Raw genomic sequence first — 20,835 nt, forward strand, 5'->3', positions numbered from 1 at the left:
TTTAAAACGCCGTTATTTATCATGGCTTTTGTTGCGTATCCAATTTTACATTTTGGGTTTGTGCAGAAGTGATAACACCCTGTTGTGGAAATAAATGTTGTTCCAACTGCGGTAACATCATTTCCATATTTTTCCCAATCACCCATTGCGGCTCAGATGGATCAAAACCTTGTGCATTTTCCCATTTTGCAACTGTTTCAGTCGCTTCTTTAAATGCGGCTTTGAGAGAACCTTGCTCACGCATTGCCTGATCAAAGAAAGCTCGACCAAAATAAGTATAATCGGCTTCATTTGAACATCCAAATGAGGCACGATCTGCTGCTGAAGCAGTAATAATCAAAGTATCTGGTGATTGGAGTGCTGAAACAAAGCTACCGGAATAACAGGCTGAAATCACGATCACTTTCCAGCGAATACCCGATTTATCGAGGGTTTCTCTTAACCATTTTGGATCGACATCATCCAAATTAATCGGTTCATTTTCTAGTTCAAAACGATTAGGTAAGCCATGAGAAGTCATATAAAGAAATAATACATCACTTTCGCGATTCATCTGTTGGCCAATACGGCGTAAAGCAAGGTCGATACTGGTTTTAGACGCAATAGGAGTGTCTTTAATACTTTGTGGGTTATTGACCAACTCAACAGAGCGTCCAAAGGTTCCAAAGCGGGTATCAAATTGTTCTTTAATTCGATCTATTTCAAATTTGAACACGTCTTGATAACTTGCACCAGCAACACCTAAAAAGTACCAATGCGTTTGAGCAAACTCACCAAACTGAACCTGTTCCAATGCCTTATTGAGTAAATGGCTTTGTGCATAAAAAGCATTTTCACTGATCGTTGGAGGAACGTCTTCTACTTTCCAAATCGGCTGTTCCTTAATCGAAACCTGCCAAGTGAACAAAGTGGCTACAGTAGCAAACATGATCAAAGCACGTTCCCACCATGGCCATTTTAATTCTCTTGAAAATACCCACACCACAGCAAGGCTTTGCCAAATAAACAAAGCAAAAAATAGCAGTGGGATTACATCGTAAGTGAAATAAGGTAGTAGATCTTGATTGCCCAAATATTGCAGCAAGCATTGAAACAACATGATGTGCGTATCAAGCACCAGCCATAACAGTGCTGGAACCAACATCAAACGCGGATTATTGGTTCGTTGTGATAGGAAAATCCCTACAATTAAGGCAATAAAAGGCCACAATGCGTAGCTGACAAGACCTTGCCGATTAAAAACACCACCATCACCAGCAACTAACCAGCTAAATAGTGTATTGGCACCTGCACCCAACAGCCCCCAAAAAATCAATTGAAGAATCGATGGACGAACAATTTGTAAAGACTTTCGCGAACCTAAGAATAACCAAATCCCTGCACGTTGGTTACTTTTCAAATCATGCCAAAAGTTAATCGAGGGTTTAAGATCTATCATAAAGATTCTGTTAAGGCAGTGGCTTCAATCAGCCTATCTAGTTTAGGCTTGGCTAAAAAATTATCAATGTTTGATTTAACTATATATCAATAATTCGACTATTATTGAAACAGTTACCAAATTACTCAATAAGATTGCTGTTAAAATAGGCATCAAAACGACAAGCATCACCTTGCCATTGATGATCGGTTGCCTGATCATTTAAAAATACAGCCAGTCTAGGACGTTTTACCACAACTCGCTTGGCAATTTGCCGTGCTAAGACTAAAAGATGATCGCCTAAATCCATTTCACCATCTTCAGGTAAAAGCATGTGTAATAGCTGCATTTGCTTTTTCACTTGCGCCTGTTTTTTAATGGCTTGCTGATTTTGATCCCGTTGCGGAAACATCGGATCTAAATAAACAACATCGACAGTTTGGTGCGTGATGATCAATTGTTGTAAATATTCAGCTGAATCAGAAAAAACCAAATCAATACGCTCAACAACTTTGGCTAAAAATGGATCATTTTCCAATTGTTTTTTTGAATCTTCCAGTAATGTAAATAAAATTGGATGACGTTCGATCAGGGTTACTTTCGCCCCTAAGTGTGCCATCAATAATGCGTCATGCCCTAGACCAGCAGTTGCATCAATTAAGTTTGGTTTTTCTGAAATATTACATGCCCGTGCAATCATTTCAGATTTTAAAGTTGCACGTTTTAAACGTGGAATCTCCGCTTTCCAATCAGGCTGCATTTTCATGCCATTGGCGCACAGACTTAACCCTTGTTCATCAACACACAAGGCAAGTTCTGGGTTCAGTCTTAAAAACCGTGCATTGAGTTTTTCAATCGTTGCAATGTTTACCACGACACCACGTAAAGAAAGCACAGTTTGGTAGGACTGTGCTTTCTCAAAAAATGTGGACTCAGTAAATAAGCGAATTTCGCTTACCATAATTTCCAACCTGTTAATGCAAACAATAAAATCAACAAACCTGAAGCAATACGATACCAAGCAAAGACCATGAAATCACGCTTAGAAACATAAGCCACCAAAACACGGATCAAAATTAAAGCAGAAACAAAAGAAACGATAAGACCTACAAAAAACACGGTCCAATCTTGTGTTGTTTCATAAATATGATAATTTTTAAAAAGATCTAATAAGCCCGCACCAACAATGACTGGTATACCGAGGAAGAACGAAAATTCTGTTGCAGCCTTACGCGATACACCCAGCATCATGCCGCCAATAATGGTTGCACCTGAACGTGAAGTCCCTGGAATAAGCGCCAATACCTGAATTAAACCAATATAAATCGCTTCTTTAATCGAGATATTTTCCACTTCCACCGCATTGACTTTTGGTGGATTTTTTTCAACCCACCAAATGATTAAACCACCGACGATTAAACCAATCGCCACAGAAATATCATTAAACAACAGCTCTTTTACGATATCACCAAAAGTTAAGCCAACTAGCATAATTGGAATTGAAGCTGCAATAATACTGATCCCAAGATGACGCCCTTTCGGTTCACCTGAAAACAAACCAATTGCTGCACCCCAAAGCTTGCCCCAATACTCATAAATCACCGCAGCGATTGCGCCCATTTGAATAGCAACGACAAATAAGTCACTTTTTTCTTTGGTCCAGAAATTCATTAATTCAGATGCAAGAATTAAATGCCCTGTACTTGAGATAGGTAAGAATTCGGTAATACCTTCAACAATACCCATAATGGCTGCTTTGAGTAGCAGTAAAAGATCCATTGTGAAATCCTAAAAATTAAAGCGAAAAACGATTATGGTTTACCTTGTTCTGGAATTTTCTTCCATGCATTATCACGTAAATATACAGGTAAAGCTTGTTCTGCACTCAACCATTGCTTTTGCAGTGCATTTTGACGCGCAATTGTGGCGATATCATTAGCGGAAGCAGTAATCTGTTGAAACGCAACAGCCTCTACATTCACCAAAGCTGAACCTGAACCGATCAAGGTATATTTTTGATATTCTGCAGCATGTTGATAGTCTAATAATTTTTCTTCGTCTACAAGTTGCATAATGTTATTTGGGTCAAGCTTAAAACTTGCCATATAAACTTCTTGCATACGTGCATCTAAAACAGCCGTGACTTCAATCAATTGGGCTTGCTGATAAGCAGCTTGCGCCAACGCTTGCAAGGTTGAAACTGGAATCACAGGAATATCATTTGCCCAGGCTAAAGCTTGAGTCACTGCGGCATTGATACGTACACCACTAAATGAACCCGGTCCACGACTAAATGCAATTGCAGTCAAGTCTTTACTGGAGATTTGATTTTGCTCAAAACCTTGCTCAATCATCGGCAAAATGGTTTGAGTTTGTGCTTTTGCTCGCGTATCAAGTTGAAAATAGAGTGTTTGAGTTTCATCAACAATCGAAACGGAACACTGCTCATTGGCAGTTTCCAATGCCAGCAATTTCATGCACAACCTTACTGTGTTAAAAATGCTGCCTATGATACTCCACTCATTTCAATAGCGCGAGGGCTTAGAGATAAAGCCAGTCAGATAAAATACATTAGATCAAAATTATCCATAAAAATGCCAAGACATTGTGCTTGGCATTTAAGTGATAATTTTAAAACCACGACTTTAATCAAATTTAAATTCTTCTAAATCAATAAAATTCTTGTAATGGGACGCATAATGCAAGGCACTCATTTTTAATAAATTCTCCGCATTCTCATCCAAAGTTCGCACGACTTTACCTGGTGAGCCCACCACCAAGGAATTATCGGGAATAACTTTACCTTCTGGAATCAAACTATTTGCACCAATGATGCAATTTTTACCAATCACAGCATGATTTAAAACCACGGCGTTAATACCAATTAGACTGTTATCGCCTATGCTGCAACCATGCAACATAGCTTGATGCCCAATGGTTACATAATCGCCAACGGTTAATTCAATCCCTGTATCTGTATGTAAAACGGCATTTTCTTGAATATTACTAAAATTCCCAATATGAATTTTGGCATTGTCTGCACGAATGACTGCACCAAACCAGACACTGACTTGTTGTCCCAATTCGACCTGACCAATCACCGTCGCATTATCCGCAATCCAACCATCAAAAGGTACATGTAACGCTTTTGGCACAAAACCTTTAAATTTATACATCATGGTATTACATTCCTTTGAGATATTTTAAGACCATTCACTTGGATCATAACTTTTCAGCATTACTTTTTATTGAATATTTGTGATTTAAATGATGGAGAATTCAATAAAAATGGCCAGTTCTTTTGATAGTCCAAACCATATTTAAATAATGAAATTAGAATTCTGGCGGTTAAACCCCAAATGATTTCATTTTCAATTCTTAGACTGGGAAAATAAACCGATTGATGTGCCAAACGTACTTCATAAGGAATAGGCTGTGATTCCATCATTTTTTTAATCGGCGCATAGAATATACGATCAATTTCACTTGGCTGAGCAATCAATTGAATATCTGGCGGGATTAACCCAACAACAGGTTTTACCGTCATTCCACTTTTTGCCCGTTCCATGGGTAAATCACCAATCAGCTTGACATCAAATGGATTGAGTGCTGTTTCTTCCCATGCTTCTCGCAAAGCCACAACGATATTACTGGTATCATTTGGGTCACGCTTTCCACCTGGAAAAGAAACCTCTCCTGCATGATTTGATAAATAAGCAGAACGTCTGGTCAGTAAAATTTTAGGATCAGCTTCTTGAGTAATTGCAATGAGCACTGCGGCATTGGCGGCATAAGTTCTTTTGCCAAAACGTAATCGATTTTGCAATACTTGGGTTAGCTCATCATCCTTCATTGATCTCACTCTATCTTTTTTGTTCTCGTTCTATCATATAGGAAATTTTATCGATAAGGCTATAAATGATGCGAAAGTAGAATTTTTCAGTTATGCTGAGTTATCTCACATTTTTAATGAAGCTTATGAGTTTTTGCAGTGCTTGTGGTCATCCAACCATAGAAAAAATTCCTTTAGGTGATCAAAAAATCCGTAAAGTTTGTACACACTGCGGCACCATTCATTATGTTAACCCTAAAGTGATTTGTGGTGCTTTGGCGATCTGGGAAAATAAAGTTTTACTTTGTCGTCGTGCAATAGAACCACGCTATGGACTATGGACTTTACCTGCTGGTTATATGGAACTTTTTGAAACCATGGAACAAGGTGCAGCACGCGAAACACGTGAAGAATCAGAAGCTGAGGTTGAGATTGAACAGCTTTACTGCATGTATAATATTCCACGTATTGGACAAGTTTATGTTTTATTTAAAACACAAATAAAAGATGGCGTATTTGGTGCAGGTGAAGAAACCATTGAAAGTCGTTTATTTGAAGAGTATGAGATTCCTTGGAACGATTTAGCTTTTCCAAGTGTAGAACGCACGTTAAGACATTATTTTGAAGACCGAAAAACCAATACATTTCCAATGCATCTAGAAACATTGGGTACCCGATTAGATCAGACAGGATAATAAAAACCTGATATTGCTTCGACCAATGGTTGAGCATTAAAAAATATTGGCACAAAAAAACCTCAATTCAAATCACTTGAATCGAGGTTTTTTTAATTAACATAAATTACTTGGTTTTAATGGTATAACACTGCGGTAAACTTACAGTTAAAGACCCTGATAAACGCTTTGCTAGCTCTTTTTGCTCAGGTGTAACTTTCTCTTTATTGGCTTCTACATTGTTATAAACTGACTGGTAAAATGCATGTAAATTCACCCATGTTGCAGTAATCGTCTTGTCCCCATCCCAACTGGTAATATTAACACCATTGTTTGTATTTTGCTCATTGATTAATCGTTGGAGGTTTAAGCGTATACCACCAGAGGAAACTGAAGCATTGGCTATTTCTTCTGCAGATGTACCACTGGTTGGTCGAACAACTAATGTTTCATTTAAACCTGCCAATGCACCATCAAGACTACCAAATATAGGATTGGCCAAAATCATACGAAGTGTAATCGACTTTTCAACATTACCATTTATATAAGCTGTACCTGTAGTACCAATACGATATTGTTGTACCCCTGTTTCTTTATCAATATAAGTAATTGGATCTACATCAGCACATGTAGTTGAATTTAGCGCACTATTTTTACCTAAATTGGTACGAATATCTCCATTTTCATCAATCACAATACCGAGTGTTTGGGTATTTGGATTAACTTCTTTGTTATCAAAAGCAAATGTAATATTCGCATACAGTGGGAAATAATATTTTTCACCAGTTTTCACTGTGTTTTTAGTGAGGAAAACTTTTCGATCTAAGTAATTGGCAGGATTGGTTTTATAAATATCAATTCCACCAGAAAGTTGATCAGCATTTAAAGTTTGACGCCATTTCCCATATATCGTTGGATCCGCAGGTGCCGTGGTTGCACCCGTTGTTCGCTTATACATATATTCAGTACCAGCAACATTGGTATTATTCAGCAAAGCGCCCTGAAAAATTTCAAGTTTATCCGTTGAACTTTGATCTTTTTTAAATACAAGTGGAGAGGTGATTTTACGGGTCAATGGATTGATCCAACCTTGTTGACCATTTACATTGAGTTTTTGTGGTACAACCTGATTAAGCAATAAAAATTTTAACAGTGAGTCAGCAATTGTACTGCCTTCTACTTTTTGAGGTACACCGACCCATTGCATTGCATAACCTGATGTATAACCTTGACGGTCAGTGACTAAATACATATTGGCGATAGATTCATTCTTGGTGCTTAATTCACTTTTACCTGTAAAGCCCTGAATATCAACATTTGCACCACTGAAAATAAGGAAGTTTGTTGAATAAATATTTACTAATGATTGTTGAACCAAGCGTTGCGCAGTCGCGACTGCAGAAGCTTGATCAACCGCTTCAATATTGACCCACGGTTTTAATTTTTCAACATAGCTACCATTGATAAAATCAGCCACCCCAATATCCGCATTGACTGTTGTTAAATTATTTTTAATATTATCTGTTAACTCAAGGGGTTGTACATCGCCAACCTGATTGGCATCCTGCTCCAACCCAATCGCTTGGAAAACGCGAACCAACCCAACCATTACTTTAAATGTATCATCACTCATGGTCATGCTTGTTGGTGGCTTGCCTGTCATAGCACTTGCAATATCAATCAAACCAATTGCAGCAGGTTGGCCACGCACTTTTAAAGGACGCACTTTTGCCAAGTCAACATCGCCTAAAACAATTTTTCTTTCCGATTGTGAGCCTTTTATATAGAATTTCGCTTTATCGCCAATTAAACAACCACCAAGTGCCAAACCACCTTCTAGTTTAGTCGCATAATGATTTCTGGTATCTGTACTACAATCAAAATTTAAACCATCTACAGGATAATCAACATAAAAACCTAAACATTTTTCTGTAGAATCTGCATCACAACCATTTGAATAAGTTGGGATACCTTTATTTGGGTCTTCATTGACTGTTGCACTTTCACCACCACATCCCGCGAGTGCTAGGCCTAAACTTGTTAAAACCAAAGGGGCTAATAATCTTTTTTTCATATTTTCATCCTTACTGAATTACACTCAGCTTAATTTGTCCATGATTTGTTAATTGTTTATTTTCCACATCTAATGCTGAGGATAGTGGTGTTAAAAATAGATATACAGCTTGATCAGGTTTTCTTAAAACGCCTTCCATCGCTGCATATTGTAAATTATTGTCGTGTGATTCTTCATTTTTAAAACCGCTAACACCTTCGAGAACACAACCTTGTCTATCTAAAAATACCACCAAAGGCCAATAATAGCTTTGAACCTTTGAAGAGGATGCATAGGATGTTAATAAAATATTTTGCACTGAAGAATCTAATTTCACTACTTCATAAGCAAAATTCTCTTTAATCGGTGCAACTGGCCATAAGCCAACTTCTTGATTTTTGATTGATAAATATTTTGCTTTAGCTATTTTTTTACCAGAAAAACACGTTTGTTCTAAATTATGAACAACCTCATCTTTAGGTAAACGAAAATAGGTTGAAGACAAAACAACTGGCTTTTTTTCTTTCGATTCTGGATTTCCGCGAATACTATTTAAAAGACTCGTACTTAAACCTTTTTGCCGTTCGATGGTTTCATAACGTCCATGCACTGCGCCAATCTCAGGCGTCATATAAAATCTTTTTTTACCTTCTAAATTGAATTCACGATCTTCTAAATACTCATTATTTACATATTTTTCACCATCAATAACTGTGAAATGCTGATCTTCTATAGTTTGAGTACTTTTCGGCGCAACTTCTTTATTGGTCTTGACCGCAGTTTGGTCTACTGGCGTTATTTTCTCTAGTTTCTCAACCTTATTGGTTTGTTGAGTAATATCAGTGGGCTGCTGTGGAGGTTTTTCCACAACAAGCTGAGGTACTATCATCTGTGACGCTGGTGGTAAAGGCTGATCTGGTATCTGAACAGGGCTTTGACTTTTAGCTTTATGCTCGATTAAAGCGGGTTGCCGTTCAGACTGAGCAGTAGTAACCGCTGATGGAGTATTTTGAGGCGTTATCTCTTTTTGACTTTGTTTAACGACAGATGGAGCTTCTACTACTGGTACATTAGGCTTAGCAGCTTGAGCCTCTTGTATTTTTTTAGCTTCTTGTATTGGCTTAACTTCTTGTACTTGTTTATCTTTTTGCTTTACTCCTACTTTTGGAGCTGTTTCAGGCTTCTGAACAATCATCGGATGTCCATCAGGGCCAATAATTGTATAAAAATTGGCAGCATAAGAAGCCGATGTGGCTAGACTAGAACTTAACGCTAGCCACAAAGAAGTTACGACTATTTTTTTATCAACATTCAAACGCATTACCATCTCGTTCTGTAGTTAAGCCCTAGAATTGTAACTTTTGTATTGGTTTTTACATTTAAACCAGCGTATGGGTTTAATAGTAAGTTATCTACCCCTGTCTTGTTCGCCAAACTACTGCTGTTTGCTGGGATATTATCTCGGCTACGTAAGAAACCAATCGATAAATCTATATCACTATCTTCATCAAAACGGTAACCTAAACCTAAACCAAATAATTGCGCATTGTTAATCGGCACCATAGTATTACGTTTATCATCTGGAATCGCACTAGCACGCGGTTCATAACCTGCCCGAAGTTTTAAACGATCATTTGCTGAATACTCAATACCAATCCCCCAGCTCCATGGCGATTGAAAGCCTAATGGAAAGGCTAAAGATGAATCTGTGACTTGATTGGATAATAATTTGGCAATTTTTAATGCTGAAATTTGTCGATCGAATTCAAACTGAAACTTTTCCCATGCTTTAAAATCCGTCCATCCTACATCGAAGTTCACCTGTAAATCAGGTAAAACCTTATATTTTATACCAGCTTGGAAATGAGCAGGATATTCCAAATCCATTGAAATCAAACCTGACTCGGTCGGCGGGATATAACCTGGAAAACCTAAAATCGCCGCAAGAATTTGTCCTGTTGCTGAAGAATTGAGGCCCTTTATAAGTTCTCGCGGTGCGTTGGCATTATCGATAAAATATTTACCTTTCATACGCATTTTAGCGGAGCTTTGATAAACCATACCAAAACCAAAGTTATCCGTAGGTTCCCACATTAAACCTAAGTTATAACTTGGACTTAGACTCTGTTCAAGACTGACCTGCATCTTCCCGAATTGGCCAAATGGATCCATTCCCTCATCAGCATTACAAATACCAAATAATATGAGATCTGTAATCACATTCGAATTATTTCGGAAAGGTCCACAAACTGACTCATCGATTAATCGTAGAACGCCGATCATTTCATTTGGAAATCTTAGATCAGTTTTTAATGCCATTGCATTGTATGACATCCCGATTGAAGCACCAATAGACAATTCATCGCTGACTTGGTATGCAATAGATGGAGACAAATAGGTTATACGCTCAATGGCAACTTGCTGCCCCATATAGTTACCTGGGTTACCATCTTCTGATCCAAAACCTGCCACCATGGGTGCATATACGGCAGTTGCATAGGTTAATTTTGAGCCAGGAGGATTATAGGAAATCCCCCCTGTTGGTGCTAATACTGGCCATCCAGGTCCTAAATCCACCACTTTCTTTAGAATAGGAACATATAAACTGGCATATTCGACATCCCCACGCACTGAGTCTTTATAATCGGTACAAAGCCCCGAAGGATTGTCAGGTGCATCATTACAAATCAGTGGATCATCAGAATAACCAAATACGTTATAACCAGGTGGAGCAGAAAACTCACGTTGTATATCAAAGTTTGCAACAATTCCTTGTACGTCAGTTTGCAAACCTTTTAGTTTAGTTAATGCTGCCGGGTTAAAATGAATGGCACTAATTCCAGGCGGATCTGCAGTCACTGCATTCCCCATGGTTAGTGAGCGTATATCTACCGATAGGTTGAGTCCTAACGCCGCAAATACTTGAGTTGAACACCCTGTTAATAAAATCGCTGTAACTAATGGGCGCAAACGTATGTTTTTCATACTTTACACTCCTTTAGTTCGCTTTCTTCTTACCAAAGCCTAAAATATCCAATGGGAAAGATAGACCGAGTGAAATATCTGGTGAGTCTTCAGTTAAGCCGATCCCCAATGTACCATTGACAATCGTATCTGGATTGACACGCACCCCTAAAGCAATGGAAAACATCCCGCTAGATTGGTCAGCTGCTTTATATTTCTCTGGATTCTGATTCGTTGCCCCAGGATATGGTTTATATGTGAAAGAAGTATTCATATTGAATGATTGTTGATATGACATGGTCATCGAAACATCATAGTTAAATGAATAGGCAAAACCAAAAGAGAAACCACCCGTCATACCTGGATCGAATTCTTCTAAAGTTCGCTGACCAAGCTGCTGACCACCTTGACCATTGGCATTACCCCCACCACGAACTTGATTTAAACCTGTTTCTTTAAATCCATAATTGGCAGAAACCGATGCAAACAGTACAACAGGGTCGATATATTTACGGGTACTTGCGCCAACACCTACAGAATAATAGCCTTTACCTGTTGAAAGGTCTTTTTCTGGATTTATCTCATATGGGCTGTCACCGGTTTTGGTCGATAAACTACCAAATAAAATAAGCGGTAATCGGCCTGCTTTCAGTGGGAAAGGTTCCCAACGTGCACCAAAGTTAATATCCCCTAGACCCGCAGCAGTGGCATCTTTTAAGCTATCTGATTTGGCAATAAAAGGAATAGATGCGGTAAAGGTTAAATTATCACGTATTCCATACTGTGCAGTAAATGTATTACTGATGGTATGACTGGCATCCTCATCAACACGAAGTTGATAAGCTGTACCTTCGTTAATTCCTAAATTTAACTGCGAATCACGATAGTAGGAATAATCTAAATCATAAAAAGTTGAGAACTCACCCTTTTTGATTAAAGAGTATTGACGTTCATTGGATGTAAAAACTTCTTGTAAATTGGTTTCTTGAGAAGCGTCGCCTTCTTTCTTCTGTAATGCTTCTGCAGCTTGTGTCCCTGGTTTAGGTACTAAAGATTTTGTTTCATCTTTATTAATCTTTACATCTTCTGTAGCTTGCGCCACATTTGCAACTGGAGCTGTTTGACTGCTGGTTGCAGAACTGGCATTGTCTGTACTTGCAGCCTGATCTGCTACTACATCCGCACTAGCCTCTGTTTCAGCTGCATATAAACTTCCAATTGCAAACTGAATACTCACCGCAAGTAAAGTCCGTTTCATCCACTGATTATTCATATTCTTCCTATTCCCAAAAATCCAATTCAATTATGTAATTTTTTAATCCATCTTCTACTTACGTTTATAATAGAGTCGCATATAGGATGTAATTGGCTGATTGTATGTTGCAGACTTGATATCTTGGTCAATCACCTTACGCATTGTTGAGCCTCTATCGGCTAATTTATTGGTATAATCGGTTGAATATTGCGCTTCAACTAAAGCATAGCGGTTGATTGTTGCATCATCTACATGGCGCATATCCGCATCTTGTAGTGCCAACAAGTTGCGTTGTTGATCTTTTGGCGCATTGATCACAAATAAGGTGTTATTTTCCCAAATTTGCTTAAACCGCTCTTGATCAAAACTAATATTCCCCAAGGCAGGATCTGCCACATAAACACGGCCATCTTTATAAGCTTTAAATACAACAAAATGTTTAAAACCTGCATAAGAAATTGGCACAATCACCGGTTGATTTTGATTGATTAGGTCTGTGAACTCACCTCTATAGCCACCGCTTTCATATCCAATTGCAGCAACAAAACGCTTCATATCCAGCAATGAAAAACTTCGTCGCTCAATAATACGGTTGTATTCACCAAATCGTAATAAGCCTTCCATGGTTTGCTGTTCGGTTAAGTTTGTCCCAACATAGCCATTTAACAGTGTTGTTAACGCAGCAGAACCACAACTATAGTCATAGCCTTGACGTACAATTCCACGGAATTGATTTTCTAAAGCGGGTTTAACATGCACCATTTCACGGTGATTACGTCCGAATGATTTTTCTCTGGAATCCGCAAGCTCAGTATAGTAAATCGCATCCTTTGGCTTGGGTTTCACATCTAAGGCGTGGTTGGCAAAATAATACATTAATGCCGAACCTAAAGTAATTTCTATCATAATTTTAACTATCAAGTTTCGGCAGTATTTTGCCTAAAGTGCTGATTTTATTTTTAGAGTGAACACTCTACGTCCCTGTGTTTATGAAGATAACGGTTTTTGAAAAAAAAAACAGTCTTTTTTTCAACTTTTGTCGCTTTTACTCAGCTTTTTTGTAAAAAAAAACGCATGCTTTGCATGCGTCTTTTCTGACATTTCAATTCTTAACTTAATGACCAGAAATTGTCAGTTTTACACCATTTGCTGTTGCTGAACCACCATTAAAGAATTTCATACCTGTAATTGCAACATCACCAATCGAACCCGAACCTGTTCCTGTACCTGCAGTTCCAGGCGTGCCTGGCACAAAGCCAGTACCACCACCCAATACAACTTTAGTTAGATAAATGTCTGTACCTGTTGTGCTTTTCATTGCAGTTACAGCCAAACCTTTCGTTGTAACAGCAACATCAGCATCTAAAGCCAAATTAGCTGAACCACTGTCAGTCACTTTTATGCCACCCAATACGATATAACCACCACCTGCTGCAGAAGCATCTTTCAAGGCCAAGTTACTGATTGATAAACCACCAATCATCGAACCATTCAGTTTAATCATTGCACCTTGAGGTGTATTACCCAATTGAATATTTGCAGTAGTAGAACCTACATTCACAGTCAAGCCACTCAAAATTTCAGCTGATCCAGCATCAGGTTTATATGCACCAGCTGTTCCTGTAACATTATTCACTTCAATTTTGCCTAACTCGATTTTCAGTGCATTAATTGCAGCAGCGACATTTAAGAATGGTGTACCAGTATTACCAGCGGTAGCACTACCATCAGTATCAATAACCAAATCAGCTAAATTACCTGTACCAGTTTTAGTTACAACTACATTATTTAAAGTAATCGCACCTGCTTTGCCTGAACCACCAGAACCAGCAGTAACACCAGGAGTACCTGTAGCAGCTAAACCATCACCATCAAAAACATGTAGTTTTGCAATTTCAATTTTATCTGCATCGATACCAATACTGATACCATCCTGACCAGTAGTTGCACTCAGCGCCGCATCATCCATTGCTTGCATCGCCATTGCGTTTGAACTCATAGCCACTGCCGAAACTAAAGCAAGTTTAGTAAATAATTTCATAATCTGTACTCTCCCAAGAGCATTTTTTTTCATTTTTAACCACTCTCCATAGTTCCCTGTTGTTTTTAGTTGTTTTACAACTTAGAACACCAATCCTTGAGTAGTCCGTTTTGCCCTTTTAAATTAACGGTATGTTACTTTTTGTTCAACTGCTGTTTATCAAAAACCCAATTAAACCGATAAACGGTAAACACTTTTATAAGTGCTATTTTCAGGTAGAATAGTGCTTTATAAACCCTTTTCGCGCTTGAGTTAACCCTCCCTATGTTTCGGAAGTTATTAGATTTTTCATCAAATAGCACTACAGATTTATTACACCGTATTGATGCATTATTCGGTTGTATCTATTTAAAAAACGCGGGCGAAGATATTGTTTCTTTTTCACCTGAACAATACTGTATCTCAATCCAGCAACAACTTTCTTGTTATACCAGAAATCATTTTACCCATTATCAAAAAGATAAAGCCGATCCTCATTTAAATCACTTCTTTAACTTCAGCTCTCAATCTGCCCCGAAACAGCATGCTTTTCAGGGTGGATATATGGGTTTTATTGACTACAACTATGCCTCTCAGCAACACATTGATGCTACAACCAAGTCTCAACCTAATTTTTACATGGGTGTTTATAAAACATTTATCAAACGAGAAAATGAACAATTCTTTTTTTATAGTTTAGAAGCCTGTGCAGAAGAGTTTTTCAACTTTATACAAGATTTATTAACCAGACCAGTCACACAAAATCAAAGCTTTAAACTTTTATCAAACTGTACTGCGACGTGGACAAAGCCACAATATGATCAAGCATTTACACAAGTCCAAGAATATATAAAAGCGGGTGATTGCTATCAAATTAATTTAACTCAGGAATTCACTGCAAAAGCACAAGGTTTACTTTTAGATACCGCCGAAAACTTTTGGACACTCACAGATGCTCCCTATTCGGGTTATTTAAAAATCAATGATTTTGAATTACTGAGTTGCTCACCTGAGTTATTTATTGATTTCGAAGCTGATCGTAAAATTATCACCAAACCCATAAAAGGGACAATGCCTCGTTATGACGATCCAACTTTAGATGCGCAATCAAAAAATGCTTTGATTCACTCTAAAAAAGATCAAGCAGAGAATGTCATGATTGTGGACTTATTACGCAATGATCTAAGTGTCTATGCTGAAACTGGCTCAGTAAAAACCCCAAAACTGTTTAATATTGAATCTTTTAACCAAGTACATCATATGGTGAGTGAGGTGACTGCCATCCTAAAACCGGATGTCAATCCATTTAATGTCTTATTTTCAGCGTTGCCAGGTGGTTCAATTACTGGTGCACCCAAAATTCGCGCCATGCAAATTATTGAAGAACTTGAAAGTGCGCCAAGAGGCGCTTATTGCGGATCACTGGGCTATTTTAATTTTGATGGAACCGGTTCTTGGAACATTTTGATTCGTTCAATTCAAAAATATCAAGATGATGTTTCATTGTGGGCAGGCGGTGGAATCACCATCGCTTCAGATTGTGATGCAGAATATCAGGAATGTTTTGATAAAGTTGCTGCCATGCTTGATTTACTCAATACATGGCATCAACCTCAACATGAATCCTAGACTAAAATCTCATGCTTTAATGTATCAACAAGGCGTTGGTTTTGTTCATCTGTACCAATAGTGATACGTAAGAATTGATCAATCCGTGGCTTATTAAAATATCGAACAATAATGCCACGTTCACGCAATGCTTTTGCCAGTTCACCAGCATCTTTTGAGGGTAAACACGCAAAAATAAAGTTGGCTGAAGATGGTAATACTTTAAACCCAAGCGCCGCTAAATCTGCCACCAGTTTGTCACGGCTCACAATGACTTTTTGACATTGTGCTACAAAGTATTCTTGATCTTCAAATGATGCGACAGCTGCAGCTATTGCAAAACGATCAATTGGATAGGAGTTAAAACTATTTTTAACAGCTTCCAATGCTGCAATCAAATGTGGCTGTGCAATTGCAAAACCAACGCGTAAACCTGCCAAAGAACGAGATTTTGAAGTCGTTTGGCAAACCACTAAGTTTTCGTATTTTTCAACCAGACACACAGCTGACTCAGCACCAAAATCCACATATGCTTCATCAATCACAACCACCGAATCAGGATTGGCTTGCAAGACCTGTTCAATTGCAGACAGCCCCAATGCAATACTGGTTGGTGCATTGGGGTTGGTAATGATAATCCCACCATTCGGCTGTTTATAATCAGCCACATCAATTTCAAAATCATCATTTAACGGCAAGATTTTAGTTTGGGTTGAAATTCCAAAAAACTGACTATAAACAGGATAAAAGCTATAGGTAATATCCGGGTATAGAATTGGCTTATCTTGAACAAAAAATGCTTTAAAAATATGGGCTAGAACTTCGTCTGAACCATTGCCAACAAAGACATTTTCGACATCTACATGTTGTTGTTTCGCAATCGCGTGTTTGAGTGCCGATGCATCTGGATCTGGATAAAGTCGCAATACATCTGCTGAATCTATAAGTACGGACTGAACCGCTGCAACCACTTTTGGCGATGGTGGATAGGGGTTTTCATTGGTATTCAGTTTTAATAAGTTTTGGATTTTAGGCTGCTCACCCGGAACATACGGTTCTAATTCACGTACATCAGGGCTCCAAAAACGCATTTGCTCAGGGCTAATATTTGGCATTTTTATCTCGTATTTTTTCTCACTTGACTTACTTTATATAAGCACTCTCACTCTAGGAGAGGGTTTGGGTATTTCAATAGAATCCCCAAACTAAGTCAGTTAAATTTTTACACCCTCATCCACACCCTCTCCATAAGGGAGAAGGATTTTTTACGGATACTGGGCCATTGGTGAATTACTGATAACGATATCTTGCTGATCGGGCATGCGCATCTAAATTTTCTTGTTGTGCAAGAATATCTGCGGCCTTGGCAAGCGATTTAACTCCTTGCTCAGAACACATAATCAAACTTGAACGTTTTTGAAAATCATAAACACCTAAAGGTGATGAAAAGCGTGCTGTACCAGAAGTAGGTAGGACATGGTTAGGTCCCGCACAATAATCACCAATCGCTTCTGGTGTATAGCGCCCCATAAAGATTGCACCTGCATGGCGAATACTTTCTGACATCTGCTCAGCGTCATCTAAGCACAATTCCAAATGCTCAGGCGCAACTTGATTAATCAAATCAATGGCTTCTTGACGATCTTTAACCAAGACCAAAGCACCACGATTTGCAATCGAAGTTCGTGCAATTTCAGCTTTGGGTAGTGCAGCCAAATGTTCTTCAATGGCTTGCTCGACATCATTTAACAGCTGTTCATCAGGCGTAATAAAAATCGCTTGCGCCACCGTATCATGTTCAGCTTGTGACAAAACATCCATCGCCAACCATTTCGGGTCATTGTGACCTTCTGCATAAACCAAAATTTCAGAAGGCCCTGCAATCATGTCAATACCGACTTGACCAAAAACAGCACGTTTTGCCGCAGCAACGAAACGGTTACCTGGTCCTGTAATTTTATCCACTGCTGGAATTGTTTCTGTTCCATAAGCCAGTGCGGCAACTGCTTGCGCACCGCCAATCGTAAACACACGACTTACACCTGCTAAATAAGCAGCTGCCAATACCAAAGGATTTAAATCACCATTTGGCGCAGGTACCACCATAATAATTTCTGCTACCCCAGCCACATGCGCGGGTAAAGCATTCATCAGCACAGAGGATGGATAAGAAGCTAAACCACCTGGAACGTAAATACCAACACGGTCTAAAGGGGTGACTTTTTGACCCAGGGTATTTCCTAATTCATCCACATAAGACCAACCGTCTTGTTTTTGAGCCTGATGGAATGAGCGAACACGATTGGCCGCCAATTCCAAAGCTTCACGTACTTCTACGGTTAACCCCTCAAATGCAACTTTAAGTTGTTCTTGTGTCAGTTCTAAATCTGAAAATTGATGCGCTGGATGTCGATCGAACTGTTGAGTGAGTTTAAGTACATGTGCATCGCCATGTTGACGCACATCTGCAATAATTTGGTCTACTGTTTTTAAAAGCTCAGGATCACTCACTGTTTCAAAAGCTAACAAGTCAGCAAAGACTTGTTTAAAGTTCTGCTCTTGAGTCGATAAACGTCGCATCAATTTACCCACAAGGTTGTTTAAGAAAGATTTAGTTTACCTTGTTTTGAGTATCTTGTGGGCAACATCACCGCAACATTTCAACTTACTTTAATAGGAAAGTTTGATTACAAAAAACTTTTGACACAGCAAATTTTTATTTAGGTACTCACATCAGGATGATCCCAATCACTATCAGCCTGAATCAGCCAGTTCAATGCACCATGCCGTTCCACAACAATAGATGAATTTAAATTTTCAGGTGCATCCTGTTGCTTTAAACGCGCATTTACACATGCCCAATCATAACGATAGATTAAATCAGCCTGATCTAAAATTTCTTCGCTATCCCGCAAGTGTACTTTTGCCATAAATTCAGCAAAGGTATCGCACGACGATACAGCTTGAATAGCAAAATCACAATCAACGATATCTGCTGGATAACTTAACTCATCCACAATCCCCAAAGCCCATAACAATACCCAATATGCCTCATATTTCCACACCATATTGATGATATCTTGCGCTGAAGCCTCACGATTTAAAATTGCCTGTTCTTTCTCTGTTAAAGCATCTAGCACCTGCATTTTCTTCAAAATATCAAATACAAATACCTGTGTTTCATCATCATATTGATCATTATTCAGATCACATGCGACTTGAATCACCCACAAACAAGCAATCGCACGTTTTGCAATCTGTTCTGCACTGCGTGCTTGCACGTCTTCAGCAGATTCGATCACAGGTAACCAGTCAATATAAGGAATTGAATACTTTTTAAGTTTTAAAATAGATTGTTCTTTGCGTTGTTGAGGTGTTTTCATAAGCTCTTTTTTTAAAATCATGGATGATTATTTTTTAACATAAATCGCATAAAAAAACCGCCTAAAATTAGACGGTATCTTTATCGAACAAACATGAATGGACTAATTGTTCTTTTGACGCTCTTCTACTGCTTTTTCAAGCTGAGTAAGAATTGGATTTAATAAAGTTTGCTTACGCTTAAAGCTCGCTTTATTGACAATTAAACGTGAAGAGACTTTACAGATTTCTTCCAGAGGCTCTAGACCATTGGCACGCAATGTATTTCCGGTATCCACTACATCGACAATATAATCACCCAAACCAACCAATGGGGCTAATTCCATTGAGCCGTAAAGTTTAATCACATCAACTTGCTCACCTAAGCTTGCATAATATTGACGAGTTAAATTTACATACTTGGTGGCAATTTTTAAACGTCCTTTAGGACGAACCATGCCCACTTTACCGGCGGTCATTAATTTACAATTGGCAATCTTTAAATCTAATGGTTCATAGACATTTTGAGCGCCATGTTCCATCAACACATCTTTACCCGCTACACCAATATCCGCGGCGCCATTCTCAACATACGTTGGCACATCAGAAGCACGCAAGATTAGAATACGAACGGATTTATGTGTGGTTGGGAAAATTAACTTACGAGATTTATCAGGATCTTCCAATAAGTTAATTCCAGCAGTTTCAAGTAAAGGCAACGTTTCTTTTAAAATACGCCCTTTACTCAATGCCAAAGTTAAACCATGATCAAAATTGCCCATTACGTCAAAGTTAGGATCATCGTTTCTCATATCGCTCATTAACTTACTCGCTCACTCGCTTAATTTGGGCACACAAACAATTAGCAAAAACAATCACTTAAACATAGTTTGGCGTAAATTTGGCGTAACTCTTAAAAAGTATATAATCATTTAAATCAAACCGACACTAAGCTTTCACTGTGTCGGTTGTATTTGTTCGCGCAATTATAACATTTTTTGAGTTGTTTAAAATCAACTTCACTAATGGCAATTCATTTTTATTCAAAAAATTAAAATCTTCATAAAAATGGATTTGATATACATGAAAGGCTTTGTTGCGCAAAGATTTAAAAGTTAAGACATAACTCGGGTAACTAAGGCTTTAATTCAATACATTTAAAAGCCTTTTTAAATTTTCAAAAATTTGATTCTGAACATTTTCCTTGGGCTCTCCCCAAATATCACTTAACTTATTAATAACAGGCATGACCGATGCCGGCTGTAGCGGCTTATTCCCATTCATAACAAAAGGTCCGTCTGTTTCAGTTAAAATTCTATCTTTTGGTATATGACTTACAAGCAACCGACCTCTATCACTAGACAACATCCTTTGGTTATACTCCCTACTATAAAGAAATCACTCAACAGGGGTGGTCTAGTATTTAGTATCTCACTTCCTCTTCAAGCTGCCAATTTGCATTGCATTAATTAAAAAATACCAAACAAACCCATGACTATTTTGTGTTTTTCAATTTATCTAATGTGAATTTAAAATTATATTGATGAGGGTCAGAATTAACTTGATATAAAGAAACTTGGCTTTCTTGAAAAACTAACTGTAACATTTCTGCTAATTTAGGCAGTTCGGGATTATTCGGTTTTGCTAAAATA

General features: G+C 38.2%; 19 protein-coding genes. 2 read left to right on the top strand and 17 right to left on the bottom strand.

Annotated elements, in window-relative coordinates:
• Positions 1 to 19: 19 nt before the first annotated feature.
• From ASC84_RS13710 to ASC84_RS13735, 6 genes are all read right to left on the bottom strand, one after another.
• Positions 20 to 1,438: a C13 family peptidase gene (locus ASC84_RS13710; RefSeq protein WP_056515613.1), complete on the bottom strand. Its 1,419-nt coding sequence runs from the start codon at positions 1,436 to 1,438 to the stop codon at positions 20 to 22.
• A 121-nt stretch (positions 1,439 to 1,559) separates the two neighbouring features.
• Entirely contained in the window at positions 1,560 to 2,366 is an 807-nt protein-coding gene (locus tag ASC84_RS13715) for a class I SAM-dependent methyltransferase (RefSeq protein ID WP_171252546.1), read from the bottom strand.
• A gap of 5 nt (positions 2,367 to 2,371) precedes the next feature.
• Entirely contained in the window at positions 2,372 to 3,196 is an 825-nt protein-coding gene (locus ASC84_RS13720; protein WP_004723699.1) for an undecaprenyl-diphosphate phosphatase, read from the bottom strand.
• Positions 3,197 to 3,228: 32 nt separating this feature from the next.
• The gene (gene tsaB, locus ASC84_RS13725; protein WP_056515619.1) at positions 3,229 to 3,894 is read right to left on the bottom strand and encodes a tRNA (adenosine(37)-N6)-threonylcarbamoyltransferase complex dimerization subunit type 1 TsaB; all 666 of its coding nucleotides are present in this window, start codon (positions 3,892 to 3,894) and stop codon (positions 3,229 to 3,231) included.
• 168 nt (positions 3,895 to 4,062) lie between these two features.
• Complete coding sequence (locus ASC84_RS13730; protein ID WP_056515621.1) at positions 4,063 to 4,596, bottom strand: gamma carbonic anhydrase family protein; 534 nt, start codon at positions 4,594 to 4,596, stop codon at positions 4,063 to 4,065.
• A gap of 59 nt (positions 4,597 to 4,655) precedes the next feature.
• Positions 4,656 to 5,270: a CoA pyrophosphatase gene (locus ASC84_RS13735; RefSeq protein ID WP_056515624.1), complete on the bottom strand. Its 615-nt coding sequence runs from the start codon at positions 5,268 to 5,270 to the stop codon at positions 4,656 to 4,658.
• A 125-nt stretch (positions 5,271 to 5,395) separates the two neighbouring features.
• Here ASC84_RS13735 and ASC84_RS13740 point away from each other — a divergent pair, with 125 nt between their 5' ends.
• Positions 5,396 to 5,944: an NUDIX hydrolase gene (locus ASC84_RS13740; protein ID WP_056515655.1), complete on the top strand. Its 549-nt coding sequence runs from the start codon at positions 5,396 to 5,398 to the stop codon at positions 5,942 to 5,944.
• Between the two features lie 106 nt (positions 5,945 to 6,050).
• On the opposite strand, the gene ASC84_RS13745 is transcribed toward ASC84_RS13740, so the two are convergent.
• From ASC84_RS13745 to ASC84_RS13770, 6 genes are all read right to left on the bottom strand, one after another.
• Positions 6,051 to 7,997, bottom strand: coding sequence for a hypothetical protein (locus ASC84_RS13745; protein ID WP_056515627.1), 1,947 nt, complete (start codon positions 7,995 to 7,997; stop codon positions 6,051 to 6,053).
• A gap of 10 nt (positions 7,998 to 8,007) precedes the next feature.
• Positions 8,008 to 9,297, bottom strand: coding sequence for a putative pilus assembly protein FilE (filE, locus tag ASC84_RS13750; RefSeq protein ID WP_056515630.1), 1,290 nt, complete (start codon positions 9,295 to 9,297; stop codon positions 8,008 to 8,010).
• On the bottom strand, positions 9,297 to 10,961 hold the full coding sequence (locus ASC84_RS13755) for an OmpP1/FadL family transporter (protein WP_056515633.1): 1,665 nt from the start codon (positions 10,959 to 10,961) through the stop codon (positions 9,297 to 9,299). The genes filE and ASC84_RS13755 overlap by 1 nt, the downstream gene beginning before the upstream one ends.
• A gap of 13 nt (positions 10,962 to 10,974) precedes the next feature.
• Positions 10,975 to 12,213: a hypothetical protein gene (locus ASC84_RS13760; protein ID WP_056515636.1), complete on the bottom strand. Its 1,239-nt coding sequence runs from the start codon at positions 12,211 to 12,213 to the stop codon at positions 10,975 to 10,977.
• Positions 12,214 to 12,267: 54 nt separating this feature from the next.
• Positions 12,268 to 13,101 carry a C39 family peptidase gene (locus ASC84_RS13765; protein ID WP_056515639.1) on the bottom strand — a complete coding sequence of 278 codons (834 nt, stop codon included), beginning with the start codon at positions 13,099 to 13,101 and terminating at the stop codon, positions 12,268 to 12,270.
• Positions 13,102 to 13,309: 208 nt separating this feature from the next.
• Entirely contained in the window at positions 13,310 to 14,236 is a 927-nt protein-coding gene (locus ASC84_RS13770) for a DUF6160 family protein (RefSeq protein ID WP_056515659.1), read from the bottom strand.
• Positions 14,237 to 14,500: 264 nt separating this feature from the next.
• Here ASC84_RS13770 and ASC84_RS13775 point away from each other — a divergent pair, with 264 nt between their 5' ends.
• On the top strand, positions 14,501 to 15,844 hold the full coding sequence (locus ASC84_RS13775) for an anthranilate synthase component I family protein (protein WP_056515642.1): 1,344 nt from the start codon (positions 14,501 to 14,503) through the stop codon (positions 15,842 to 15,844).
• On the opposite strand, the gene hisC is transcribed toward ASC84_RS13775, so the two are convergent.
• The 5 genes from hisC to ASC84_RS13800 all read right to left on the bottom strand — a co-directional run bounded on the left by hisC (position 15,841) and on the right by ASC84_RS13800 (position 20,551).
• Positions 15,841 to 16,938 carry a histidinol-phosphate transaminase gene (gene hisC, locus ASC84_RS13780; RefSeq protein ID WP_056515644.1) on the bottom strand — a complete coding sequence of 366 codons (1,098 nt, stop codon included), beginning with the start codon at positions 16,936 to 16,938 and terminating at the stop codon, positions 15,841 to 15,843. The genes ASC84_RS13775 and hisC overlap by 4 nt on opposite strands.
• 175 nt (positions 16,939 to 17,113) lie before the next feature.
• Positions 17,114 to 18,415, bottom strand: coding sequence for a histidinol dehydrogenase (gene hisD, locus ASC84_RS13785; RefSeq protein ID WP_081401076.1), 1,302 nt, complete (start codon positions 18,413 to 18,415; stop codon positions 17,114 to 17,116).
• 128 nt (positions 18,416 to 18,543) lie between these two features.
• Positions 18,544 to 19,206 (bottom strand): DUF4272 domain-containing protein, encoded by a 663-nt coding sequence (locus tag ASC84_RS13790; protein WP_056515660.1) that lies wholly within the window; start codon positions 19,204 to 19,206, stop codon positions 18,544 to 18,546.
• A gap of 102 nt (positions 19,207 to 19,308) precedes the next feature.
• Positions 19,309 to 20,004 (bottom strand): ATP phosphoribosyltransferase, encoded by a 696-nt coding sequence (gene hisG, locus ASC84_RS13795; RefSeq protein WP_056515646.1) that lies wholly within the window; start codon positions 20,002 to 20,004, stop codon positions 19,309 to 19,311.
• A 322-nt stretch (positions 20,005 to 20,326) separates the two neighbouring features.
• On the bottom strand, positions 20,327 to 20,551 hold the full coding sequence (locus ASC84_RS13800) for a TatD family hydrolase (protein WP_056515649.1): 225 nt from the start codon (positions 20,549 to 20,551) through the stop codon (positions 20,327 to 20,329).
• Between the last annotated feature and the right edge of the window lie 284 nt (positions 20,552 to 20,835).

The organism is Acinetobacter sp. Root1280 (genome assembly GCF_001425285.1).
In the GTDB taxonomy this organism is placed as follows: Bacteria; Pseudomonadota; Gammaproteobacteria; order Pseudomonadales; family Moraxellaceae; genus Acinetobacter; species Acinetobacter guillouiae.